This window comes from Sphingobacteriales bacterium (assembly GCA_016699615.1).
Taxonomy (GTDB): domain Bacteria; phylum Bacteroidota; class Bacteroidia; order Chitinophagales; family JADIYW01; genus JADJSS01.
The window spans coordinates 109,420-121,561 of record CP064984.1 but is presented as its reverse complement, the minus strand read 5'-3'; the positions used below and the strand labels follow the sequence as shown (position 1 = coordinate 121,561).

12 protein-coding genes and 1 pseudogene are annotated in these 12,142 nt (G+C 31.0%); 3 read left to right on the top strand and 10 right to left on the bottom strand.

The features are described 5' to 3' along the window. The first annotated feature begins 99 nt into the window (after positions 1–99). Together IPK18_00675 and IPK18_00670 are read left to right on the top strand one after the other, a co-directional pair. Positions 100–1,764: a hypothetical protein gene (locus tag IPK18_00675; protein QQR98085.1), complete on the top strand. Its 1,665-nt coding sequence runs from the start codon at positions 100–102 to the stop codon at positions 1,762–1,764. Between the two features lie 125 nt (positions 1,765–1,889). After that, positions 1,890–2,372, top strand: coding sequence for a hypothetical protein (locus IPK18_00670; GenBank protein ID QQR98084.1), 483 nt, complete (start codon positions 1,890–1,892; stop codon positions 2,370–2,372). 202 nt (positions 2,373–2,574) lie between these two features. Here the strand turns inward: IPK18_00670 and IPK18_00665 are convergent, their stop codons facing one another. The 9 genes and pseudogenes from IPK18_00665 to IPK18_00625 form a co-directional block, all read right to left on the bottom strand. Beyond that, positions 2,575–4,098 carry an acyl-CoA dehydrogenase family protein gene (locus IPK18_00665; GenBank protein ID QQR98083.1) on the bottom strand — a complete coding sequence of 508 codons (1,524 nt, stop codon included), beginning with the start codon at positions 4,096–4,098 and terminating at the stop codon, positions 2,575–2,577. A gap of 37 nt (positions 4,099–4,135) precedes the next feature. Then, a complete protein-coding gene (locus IPK18_00660) occupies positions 4,136–4,495 on the bottom strand; it encodes a four helix bundle protein (protein ID QQR98082.1) in 360 nt (119 codons plus the stop codon). A 388-nt stretch (positions 4,496–4,883) separates the two neighbouring features. Further along, positions 4,884–6,028, bottom strand: a pseudogene (locus IPK18_00655) (acyl-CoA dehydrogenase family protein). A 40-nt stretch (positions 6,029–6,068) separates the two neighbouring features. Beyond that, positions 6,069–6,380, bottom strand: a complete 312-nt coding sequence (locus tag IPK18_00650; GenBank protein ID QQR99271.1) for a hypothetical protein — start codon at positions 6,378–6,380, stop codon at positions 6,069–6,071. Positions 6,381–6,416: 36 nt separating this feature from the next. Beyond that, the gene (locus IPK18_00645; GenBank protein QQR98081.1) at positions 6,417–6,776 is read right to left on the bottom strand and encodes a four helix bundle protein; all 360 of its coding nucleotides are present in this window, start codon (positions 6,774–6,776) and stop codon (positions 6,417–6,419) included. A 24-nt stretch (positions 6,777–6,800) separates the two neighbouring features. Then, on the bottom strand, positions 6,801–8,192 hold the full coding sequence (locus tag IPK18_00640; protein QQR98080.1) for a DUF1446 domain-containing protein: 1,392 nt from the start codon (positions 8,190–8,192) through the stop codon (positions 6,801–6,803). Positions 8,193–8,201: 9 nt separating this feature from the next. After that, on the bottom strand, positions 8,202–8,594 hold the full coding sequence (locus IPK18_00635; protein ID QQR98079.1) for a four helix bundle protein: 393 nt from the start codon (positions 8,592–8,594) through the stop codon (positions 8,202–8,204). 35 nt (positions 8,595–8,629) lie between these two features. Further along, positions 8,630–9,475, bottom strand: a complete 846-nt coding sequence (locus IPK18_00630) for an enoyl-CoA hydratase/isomerase family protein (GenBank protein ID QQR98078.1) — start codon at positions 9,473–9,475, stop codon at positions 8,630–8,632. Positions 9,476–9,485: 10 nt separating this feature from the next. Beyond that, positions 9,486–10,295, bottom strand: coding sequence for a hypothetical protein (locus IPK18_00625; GenBank protein QQR98077.1), 810 nt, complete (start codon positions 10,293–10,295; stop codon positions 9,486–9,488). A 129-nt stretch (positions 10,296–10,424) separates the two neighbouring features. Between IPK18_00625 and hisH the strand changes: the two genes are divergently transcribed. Further along, on the top strand, positions 10,425–11,015 hold the full coding sequence (hisH, locus tag IPK18_00620; GenBank protein ID QQR98076.1) for an imidazole glycerol phosphate synthase subunit HisH: 591 nt from the start codon (positions 10,425–10,427) through the stop codon (positions 11,013–11,015). A gap of 6 nt (positions 11,016–11,021) precedes the next feature. Here hisH and IPK18_00615 read toward each other — a convergent pair whose 3' ends face one another. Beyond that, positions 11,022–12,062 (bottom strand): NADP(H)-dependent aldo-keto reductase, encoded by a 1,041-nt coding sequence (locus IPK18_00615; GenBank protein ID QQR98075.1) that lies wholly within the window; start codon positions 12,060–12,062, stop codon positions 11,022–11,024. Positions 12,063–12,142: the final 80 nt, after the last annotated feature.

The following is a 12,142-nucleotide window of genomic DNA, read 5'->3' as shown; positions in this document are numbered from 1 at the left end:
ACTTATGGAGAATTTGGAATAGCTTCTCCTGCAAGTACTAATACTTTTGTAAGAGTAGCTACAAATGTAAAAGATGTAGATTGCAAGTTTCATAGTTTAATGGTATTGAAAAACGATAACACACTATGGGTTTCTGGTTATAATAACTTTGGTCAGTTAGGTTTAGGACACAACACAAATGTAAATACATTAACAAGGCTTGATAATAATGTAATACAGATTGCATCAGGCATACATCATTGTTTATATATGAAATCAGATTCTACAATTTGGGGAATGGGTAAAAATGATAGAGGACAATTGCTAAACGGAACAACACTAGATAGAAACGTTCCAACTAGACTTGCACTTTCTTTAAGTGGGATTAAAAAATTTAAATCAGACTTTTTTAGTATATCTCATTTTCTAACAAACACCAATGAGCTTTGGTCAACATCTATGGCATCAGGAATAATTAAAATAGCAGACGATGTTAGTGACTTTGAATTTATAGGAACAGATTATGTTTCTATGTACAGAATATTAAAAACAAGCAAAGTACTTTTAGATTACAATAAATCCACAAATGTAGAAACATTAAGTTCACTCGATGTAAAAGCTTTTTATAAAAATAGAATAATTAAAAGTGATAATGAAGTTTGGGGTGTTGGACCAAATTTCAAAGGAACGATGGGTGATGAGGATGAAAAACGTGGATTTCTTGAGTATAAGAAAATTAGCAATGCTATTACAGATATAAATTATGGCAATAGCAGATTATATTACATAAAGAATAATAAATTATATGAATCTAATACATCATTTACCTCGTTTTCTGAAGTTCAAACACAAGTAAATAAAATATTTACATCATCAACACATGTTCTAATAATTAAAAATGATAATTCATTGTGGGGCAAAGGACTAAATAATAGCGGACAATTAGGTAATGGCAATACTGCAAGACAAGATGATTTTATTAAAATTGCCGATAATGTTGTAAAAGCTACTGTAAACGATAGTAATATGATGTATAGCACTTATAATGGAGATTTATATATCTGTGGTTCAAATTCTTTCGGACAATGTGGTATAAATCCTACTATAAATAGTTTAATTACAACACCAGTGCAACTGCCAACATTAGATGGATTAGGAGGTGGCTTTAAGACATTTGAAATAGGAGCCAATAAAGCATATGTTCTAACAAGATTTTTTGGATATAAAGATGATTTATCAGGTGTGTTAATATCGTCACCAGAATATTATACATACACACCATTAGGTTATAATCCTAGATTCAATGTACCAGCTTCATTTTCACCTTCTAGTGTTATAGATATTAAATGTAATAAGTTGATTAATAATTATGCAACAGAACCAATATATCTTGTAGGTGGTTATACAAATAGTATACATTATGTACATTTCAATTATGTAAATCCTTCTCAATATTCAGATTTGAGTTATCCTTCATTATCATTTATGATAGATGATGAAGTATTATACTATTATCCAACATATTGGCAAGAAGCTGCATCGCCTGCAATAATTTACCAAAAAGTAAATACTACAAGTATCCATTATGCACAATTTCTTCAACCTCGATTAATATCACCAACTAATAATACTGTAGTGATACCTACAATAGAAAAACAATCCTACGCACCAGATTATGTAGAGAAAATTGCACTTATAGATAAAAATACATTATTTTATTTAGGATATGATAATAAAATATATCGTTACACCTTAGGTGGAAGCAAAACATTTATAACACAATAAATTTTTATTCACAGCGCTTTCTTGCTTAAAAACCAATGAAAGTGGAAAGTATATAAAAACTTCACTTGTAAACTTCGTTTTAATTCGTAACTTAGTAAAACAGTTTGCTCGTTGGCATTAATACAATGAAAGATTATAGATTTAATTTATTAGTATTATTATACTTGTTATTTTTCTTTTCTTGTAAAAACAGTAAGGATTATACAAAACTAGATAGTGATGACTTTAGTGAACGAAAAGATAGAATTGAAAAATTAAAGGAAAATATAGTGTATGCTTCAGAAATTATTGATGCTGAATTTGAATTATTTAATGTCAATGGATTCACAAATACAAGGAATACTTCAGTTCCAGGAGCATCTTCATGGAATTATCAATTTGTAGTAAAAATTGATACATCAAATATTCAAAAATGGCTTAATACATTTACTGAAACAAAAAACGTAGTACCAAATTTACAATTGATTAGTGAAATTACGAAAAAGAGAAAAGAGAACTGGAAGACAATTTCAAAACCAAAGTTTTACATAAGACAGAATGATGAAAGTACATTTATTGTATTATATGAAAAAGAAGGAATTATATTTAAAAGCGTTGTTAATTTGTAAATGCTTTAACCACAAAGGGCGCTAAGTTTTTACACAAAGTTCACTAAGGAAGTTTTTTGTTTATTATTCGTTTTCTGCCACTTTTTAATAATATAAGACTAAGTGTATTTTGAATATCTATTGAAATTCTGATTTGCTTATATGCTAAATCACTTTCTGTCATCTTTGCGAACTTTGTGTAATCTCTTTATGTACTTTGTGGTTAAACAAACTTTTTAAATAAGCCACCAAAAGCCATCATCTGCATTAAATCTGATACTTTTATTTTTCCTGTCATAAATGCTTCTTGCGGATTTAGTTTGCCAGTTTCTACATCGATGTAAGTGGCATCATCTGTTTCTACAATACAGTCAGCAGTTGATAGTCCACAGTCCACAGTTTCATGTATATTTAATTTACCATCATTTATATCTACTAAATAAGTTGATGCATCAAACTTGAATATTACTTTTAAGTTTTTTCCAGTCGCTTTTTCTGCTTTAAATCTTGATGGAAGTGTGGCGAAAATATCTGCAACACTATTTAGTTTTGGTCGCTCTACCGTTTGTTTAGAAGTTGCTCTTTCGTAGTTGGTATCATCAATAACCATCTTGGCAATTATCTCTCGCATAATTTCTGACGAGCCACCACCAATAGTGCCAATACGAGCATCGCGCCAAGCACGTGCTGCTTTGTATTCTTCCATATAGCCATATCCACCTAAAAATTGTAATACTTGATACGTGCATTTATCTGCTAATTCTGTGGCTAATAATTTAGACATAGAACTTTCTTTTACCGCATATTTTCCATCTGCATGCATTCTGCAAGTATGCAATACAAAAAATTTAGTAGCTTCTATTTCTGCCGACATCTGCGCCACTCTATGGCGTAGCACTTGGAATTTATTAATCGTTCTTCCAAATGCACTACGCTGACTCATATATTCTAAACCATATTGCAAGATGGCTTCGCAACCTGCATAACCCATGATAGAACCTGCTAAGCGCTCTAATTGTAAGCCACCCATTAAATAATAAAAACCTTTACCTTCTTCGCCTAATAAATTTTTGGTCGGCACTTTTACGTTGTCGAAATGTAACTCTGCTGTGTCAGAAGAATACCAACCTAATTTTTTGAGTTTGTTTTTAGTAATGCCTTCGCTGTTTAAGTCAACTACTATTAAGCTTACGCCAGCGGCACCTGCTTCTGGATTCGTTTTGCAAACTAAAATTACGAAATGTCCATAAACACCATTTGTTATAAATGTTTTTGAGCCATTTAAAATATAGTAATCGCCTTCTTTTTTGGCGCGCATTTGTATGTTGGCAGCGTCGCTACCTGCGCCTGGTTCTGTAATGCCTATGCAACTAATTTTTGCAACTTCGATAGCTGGTTTCAAAAATTCTTCTTTTAAATATTCGCTACCATGGTGCATAATGTATGGTGTGCTCATAAATACTTGCACAGCTGCTGTGATGGCAAATCCACCAGAAAAGATTTTAGAAATTTCTTCTAACATCACTACGTTGTAAAAGAAATCTAAATTGCTGCCACCAAATTGTTCTGGATAGCAAAGACCGAAGTAGCCCATTTCGCCGAATTTTTTCCAAAACTCACGTGGTATTTTTCCGTCTTGCTCCCATTGCTCGATGTGTGTAACGGCTTCTGCTTCTAAGAACTGACGAATGGTTCTTCTAAAAGCTTCATGTTCTTCGTTGAAATAATAAGATAGTGCTGTTGACATATGAATGTAATAATTTAGTAATTAAATAATGTAATAATTATTGTTTTGATAAGTTTGATTTTGATGTTGAAATAATTTTTGCTAATACTTTACGAATTTCCGAGAGTTTTAGTTTTAGATCATTTGGATTAGGATATGATTCTACTGCATCACATATTTCTAACCAATATTCTGCTTCTTCTAATTCTTTTAAAGCTATTTTTATTTTATGTATAAAGTCTGATTTACTTTCAGCGTTTTGTGCTTCTTTACAATTTGCACCAATTGAAGTTCCTGATTTTAATAATTGATTTGCTATAACAAATTTTCTTTTTTCTTCTAACAATTCACAATACAAAACAACCTGAATTGAAAATTCAAATGTTAGTTTAAGTATTGGATTGTCTCTTTTTTCCATTGTTATATTATTTCATTGTTTCATTATTAAATTTCAGGAAAAATGTTCCGAATCGCATCATTTTGCTTAAATCTGAAACTTGTATTTTGCCTGTTATGAATGCTTCTTGTGGATTTAATTTTCCCGTTTCTACGTCTATGTAGGTTTGAGTGGTAGTAGTAATTGATAAGTCAACAGTTGTCGGTCGACTGTCGACTGTGGACACAAAAACTTCTTTATCTTTTATAAAAACAGCATAGCATAAATTATTTTCAAACTCAAACAAAACATTCATTTGAATACCATTTGATTTTTCTTTTTTAAATCGCAATGGCAATGTCGCAAATAATTCATCAATAGAAATATCTTTTGTCTTGTGTCTTAAATCTTTTGTCTCGTAATTTACATCATCAATTACCATTTTTGCTATAATTTCATGCATGATTTCGGTAGAGCCACCACCAATAGTTCCTATACGTGAATCTCTGAAGAAACGTGCGATTTTATATTCTTCCATATAACCATATCCACCAAACATTTGCAAACATTGATACGCTAGTTTATCTGCCAATTCTGTTGCTAATAATTTTGAGATAGATGCTTCTTTTACACAATATTTCTTTTCGTTGTGCATCTTACAAATTAGATAAGTATAGGTTTTTATACTTTCTAATTCTGCACTCAACTGCGCCATTTTATGTCGTAGTAATTGAAATTTATTGATGCATTTGCCAAATGCTTTTCGTTCATTCATGTATTGCAACGTATATTGCATAGCTAACTCTGATGAAGCAATAGCACCTAATGCAAGTGTTAGTCTTTCTAATTCAAATCGCTGCATGATGTAATAGAAACCTTTGTTTGGTTCGCCTAATAAATTTTCTTTTGGTACTATTACATTGTCAAATGCTATTTCTGCTGTGTCACTGGCTTTCCATCCTAATTTTTTAGATTAGTTCTGGTAATTCCTTTTGCATTTCCATCTACCACTATCATAGATATTCCACCAGCACCTTTTGCTGATGTTTTACAAGCAACCACCATATAGTCTGCATAAACAGCATTGGTAATAAAACATTTACTACCATTAATTACGTAGTTATCATCTTCTAAAACAGCAGTTGTTTTTATGCCAGCCACATCGCTGCCTGCATGTGGTTCTGTGATGGCAAGACAACCAACATATTCGCCAGTAATTGCTTTGTGTAAATATTTTTCTTTTATATAATCAGAAGCTTCGTGCTTTAAATGCGACATCGATAAATATGGATGCGCAGAAATGCTTGCACCAAAGCCACCACTCCAGCATTTACTTACTTCTTCAATAAAAATGACATCGTACCAAAAATCTAAATTGCTACCACCGTATTTTTCTTCTTGTGTTAATCCATAGAAACCCATTTTGCCAAATGCTTTAAATATTTCTCTTGGAAGAAAACCATCTTCTTCCCATTGGTCAATATTTGGCATCACTTCTTTATCCAAAAAATTTCGTAAAGTTTTTCTGAAAAGCTGATGTTCTTCTGTAAAATAATATTGTTCGAGTGCTGTCATTAATTTGATAATTTGTCAATTAGCTAATTAGCTAATTATTTTATTTGCTAATTGTCAATTCTAATCGTAATAAATGAGAACTAAAGTTTTTGCCTAAGCTGTCCATACGCATACTACGTGATGCGCCACCATCTAAGGCTTCGTGGCAAACAAAGTTTAAAGATTCCAAAGCATCCCATTCAAAGCGTTCTACCTTTCCTTTAATCAAACCTTTGAAATGTGCTTTTACAATTTCAGGTGTTAGATATTTTTTTAGTGTAGCATAATCTTCTACAGATTTTGCCATTACACCAATATTACACACGTTGTTTTTGTCACCGCTGCGTGCACTTGCTATGTCTATTAATTTTATTATCATAATGTACCAATTTGAAAATGTATCAATGTATCAATTTTTATTGTTCTTGATTTTTGATGTTGTAATTATCTTAGCTAATATTAATTTGATTGATTTTAATTTTTTTTGTAAAACAGAAGTGTCTGGATAATTTTTAGAATAATGACATAGTTCTAACCAATATTCAGTTTCTTCAACTTCTTTTAATGCAATTTTAATTTTATGAATGAAGTCGGCTTTACTTTCTGCATTTTGTGCTTCCCTAACATTTGCACCAATAGAAGTTCCTGATTTTAATACTTGATTTGCAATTACAAATTTTCGATTTAATTCTAATAATTCAGCAAATTCAATTATTGCAATTGAAAATTCGAAAGTTAGTTTTAAGATTATATTCTCTTTTTCTTCCATTGGTAAATTGTTACATTGTTTCATTTATATATTAACATACTTTACTTCTGGACTAATTAACTCTCTTGGTATTAAGCAAGGAAATAAACTGAGCATTGCACGGTTCATGTTGCCCCAACCTGGTACAGAAATAACGCCTGGTGGTCCATTTAATCCTAAACAAGTAATACCTGCAATTGCTGTTTTTCCTGTTCTGTCATCTTTGTGTTTTAATGCAATTCGCAAACCTAATTCACTACGTTGGTTGAGTTCATCAGCATTTGGAATATCTACAGCATCTTCATGCAAACCATTTACACCAATAATATTAAATCTTGATTCTATAATTTGAATAGGTAATTTTGCCCAAGTTTCTTTTACTGCTTTAATAAACATTTGCACTTTATCATAAGCAAAAGGATAGGAGAAAAAGAAAAATTGTTCTGTTACAAAACCTTCATGTTGTCCAATGCATAGTTTTAATTTTTCTGGACGAGGCTTGCCTTTTATATTAGAAATAACAACTCTATTTTCTTCAACGTCTTCTAATTTTATTTGTGATAAATCTACCACAACATCTGGTGTGATGTAATTGGTTGGATCGTGAATTTCATATACTAATTGTTCACGTATGGTATTTCTAGATACTTTGCCTCCAGTGTTTTTTGCTTTGGTTAAAATAGCTGTGCAGTCTTCATTCACTTGTGCTATTGGATAACCTAAGTCTGAAACACTATAAGGCATTGGCCATTCGGAATAAGCGTTGCCACCACTTGCTTGTCCACCGCATTCTAAAATATGACCAATAGTAATGGCAAATGCCATTCTATCTAAGTCTTCTTGTGATGTAGCTTCATCAATTTTCCAATTAAATTCATGTGCTAAAATACCTAATGCTAAACATGGATCTGCTACACGACCAGCCAAAATAAGATTAGCACCATTGTCTAACGCTTCTTTCACTTTTTGTGCGCCAATATATACGTTTGCATGTGTTGGTGGAAATTTAGAATCGTAGTAAGAAGAGTTATCATCTAAGTTATTTAACTCGATATTATTTTCTTTAAATTCTGGTAATCGAGCTAATACATCATCGCCAGTAATAGTAGCTATTTTGATGCCTTTGATACCTTGTTTTTCTAAAATTGCTTTTACTTTTTCTGCGGCCCTTTCAGGATTTAAACCACCACTATTCGTTACAATTTTTATTCCTTTTGAAAATGCAATTGGATACAAAGTACGTGCATGCACTTCAATATCTCTTGCATAGCCTAAAGTTGGATCTTTGATTTTATCTTTTTGTAAGATAGATAAGGTGAGCTCTGCTAATGCATCATGCATAAGATAATCTGCTTCGTGTTGCATGGCAATTTGTATGGCACCTAACGGCGAATCGCCATAAAAACCTTGCGCTCCAGCTATTCTTGTTGTTTTCATATAAGTTATTTAGTCGGCAGTCGGCAGACCGCTGTTATTGTTTTTAATTTCTTTATTCTTAATCGATTTCTTTAAAGCTTGTATTGAACGAATTAAACTATTTATCTCTTCATAAATTCTATTGAAATCTTCAATTGTAATAATGTTTCTTGCCTTAGCTATATGTAGACATGCAATAACTTCAATTGCTGAACGATTTGCCATTTGTAAGAATCTATTAAATTCAGCATCTGTATTTCCAGTTGAACCTTCAGCAATATTTAAAGCAATAGAATCAGCAGCTCGTTTTATTTGAGATGTAAGAATAAACATTTCTTCTTTTGGAAATGAACGAGTAAGGTTATGTATAATAACTGTTATCTCTAATGCTTTTTGCCAAACTCTTAAATCTTCAAATTTCATATTTTGTTTTTTTTCTGTGGACTGCGGACTATGGTCTAATTACCTAACCAATTTGGTTTTCGTTTTTCTTTGAATGCGGTTAAGCCTTCTGCTGCGTCATTACTTTTTAAGCATTCCATCAACATGGCGTGTAAGTATTTGTGTTTCTCATCTGCATTTTTTGTTTTCATTTCTTGAAATGCTTTTAATCCTAAACGAACTGCAGTTGGCGATTGCTCTTTTATTTCTGCTACTAATTGTTGTACTTTATTTTCTAAATCAGCAGCTTGTACCACTTCAGTTACTAAGCCTATTTCTTTAGCTTCTTGAGCTGTTAATGTTTTTGCTCTGATGCATAAGTCTAATAATTGACGTGCAGACATTAGTGGCTCTAAAGTTGCCATTACTTGGAATGGCCAAATTCCACGTTTTACTTCTGGTAATCCAAATTTTGCTTCTTGTACAGCTACAACGTGTGTTGCGCCACCTATCATTAAGAAACCACCAGCATATACATCGCCGTGCACTTGTGCAACACAAGGTTTGTGTAAGCCATTAAATTCATCGCCGAGTTTTACCATGTCTTTTGGCATTGGAATGGTGGATGGTTTTTCTGTCGTATCATCGCCAGCAAATGCTTTTAAATCTGCACCAGCACAGAAAGTTGGTCCATTTGCTTTTAATACTACACACCAAATATTGTTGTTGTAATGTGCATATGCCAATGCATAGGCTAATTCGTTTGCCAATGGCATATGAAAAGCATTGCGTTTGTCTGGTCGATTGAGTGTAATCGTTAATACATTTTCATTTTCTTCGACGATTAGATAGGCGAAGTTTTTATCTTCAATGGAGCATGCTCCATTGGAATCTTTACTAAATTGTTCTTGTGTGTATAGCATGTTAATTACTTTATTTCATATTCATTTTAATAAAATCAAATTTTTCATTTGTTTTTTGTATTTGTTTAAACAACATTTTGATTTGCACTTCTAATTTTGGATAGCTTTCATTTTCATAATTTTCTATAAGATATTCTAAGTTAATTATTGAAATTCTATATTTTACTTGAATCATATTAAATAGAAATTTTTTAACAGATGGTCTCATATTTGATTCATCAAAGGCTTCTAAAAGAAAAAATATATTTATATAAAAAATTGCAGCTTTACTAATGAACATTATAAAATTAGGTTCTAAAATTGTTTTAGATTTTATGAAATCTGTTATATAGTCGTGATTGTGAGATTTATAATTTAATAAAAAATTATTTATTTGATTAATAGCTTGACGCCCTTTGTAAAAATATTGCTCTTTTGAAATATCTTTATCAAAAAACGTAAAATTTAAATTATCAAAATCTTCCTCTAGATTTTTTTCTAATAATGAGATTTCTGATAATTCATTAAATCCAACTTGTCTTTTATTAAATTCTTTTAATTCTTCATTTGCTTTTATTTGTTCTCTAAATGCAATATAAACTAAGAATGATGAAAATAAACCAATAATTGGTGCTGTCATACCACCAATTGCATCACCAATTTCGTTTGGTGTGAGCCCATTCCCATTTGATTTTATGAAAGGAAAAATTGATAATCTTGCAAATAGGTTAGGTATAATAATTACTATCAATGTAAATCCTAAAAATACCCAAACTATATTATTTGAAACAAAATTTACAATCTTGTCATTTATTGATATTTTATTTCTTTGTTCTTGCATTTTTATTAGAACTAAAATATAAAATAATTTTTATTCAAACAAACGTTTGGTTATATTTTTCTTTTGTTCGTGCTTATTATTTAATTTTTGCTTGATAATTTATTTAAAGTGGTTAATTATTTTACACATATGAAAGTAGTAATTATTAAATATAATGCAGGAAATACATGTAGTGTAGAAAATGCGTTGTTGCGTTTAAATATTCAGCCAATTATTACTGATGATGTTGCTGAAATTGTGAGTGCTGATAAAGTTATTTTTCCTGGCGTTGGTCATGCTGAAGCAACAATGCCTTATTTAAAAGAAAGAAACTTAGATGTGGTAATCAAAAACTTAAAACAAGCAACTTTAGGTATTTGCTTAGGTCAGCAATTGATGTGTGCACATAGCGAAGAAGGAAATGTTGATGGTTTAGGAATTTTTCCAATTCAGGTGAAAAAATTTGAAACTAATATTATAGAACATAAAATTCCACAAATGGGTTGGAATAGTATTGCTAATCTTAAAACAAGATTATTTAATAATGTTTTTGAAAATAGCTTTGTGTATTTTGTACACTCATACTATTGCGAAATGAGTGAATATACAATTGCTACAACAAATTATATTCATCCTTTTGCATCAGCATTACATAAAGACAATTTTTATGCTGTACAGTTTCATCCAGAAAAATCTGCTGATGTTGGTCATCAGATTTTAAAGAATTTTATTGAATTATAAAATAAACTATGGTGCTGGATTTGGAAATTCTAAATGTATTCTTTCGATTTCTTTAAGCACATCATCAGATAATTTGATATTTATACTATCTATATTTTCTTTGAGTTGAGCAATAGATGTAGCACCAATAATATTTGCTGTTAAAAAATTACGTGTGTTTACAAATGCCAATGCCATTTGTGCTAAACTTAAACCATTTTGTTGAGCAAGTTCTCCATATTTTTCTACAGCTTTCATTGTATTTGGGTGCGAATATCTTGTAAAATAGTTTGCCCAAAGTGTATATCTTGCGCCTTCTGGTTTATTGCCACCCAAATATTTATTGCTCAATAGTCCACCGCCAAGTGGCGAATATGCTAATAATCCAACTTGTTCTCTAATACTTATCTCAGACAAACCAATTTCAAATGTTCTGTTGATAAGACTGTATGGATTTTGTATAGTAATAACTTTGGGTAGATTTTCTTTTTCTGCAATTCTAATATATTGCATTGTACCCCAAGGTGTTTCATTTGATAAGCCTATGTATCTTATTTTTCCTTCTTTTATAAAATCATTTAAAACAGTAAGCGTTTCTCTAAAATCTGTGATTGGATCATCTGATTTGTGTTGGTAACCCAAAGCACCAAAATAGTTAGTTGGTCTTTCTGGCCAATGCAATTGATAGATGTCTATATAATCTGTTTGTAATCTTTTTAAGCTATTGTTTAATGCCTCAGTTAAATGTTCTTTGTTGAACTTTGGTCCACTTCTTATATGTTTAACAAAAGCACCTGGTCCAGCTGCTTTTGAAGCAATAATTAAATCATCTCTTTTTTTTCTTTTATTAAGCCATGTGCCAATATATGTTTCTGTTCTTCCTTGAGTCTCAGATTTTGCAGGCACTGCATATAATTCTGCTGTATCGATAAAATTAATTTCATGATTAATTGCATAGTCTAATTGCTCATGTGCTTCAGCTTCTGTATTCTGTTCGCCCCAAGTCATTGTGCCTAAGCATATCTTACTTACATTAATATTTGTGTTTGGTAAAAGATTGTATTCCATTCTTAAAATTATATATTAACACCAAATGTAACAATTTGTTTTTTGTTTTAGTTTTAATCTTGTATTTTTGTTTAAAATAA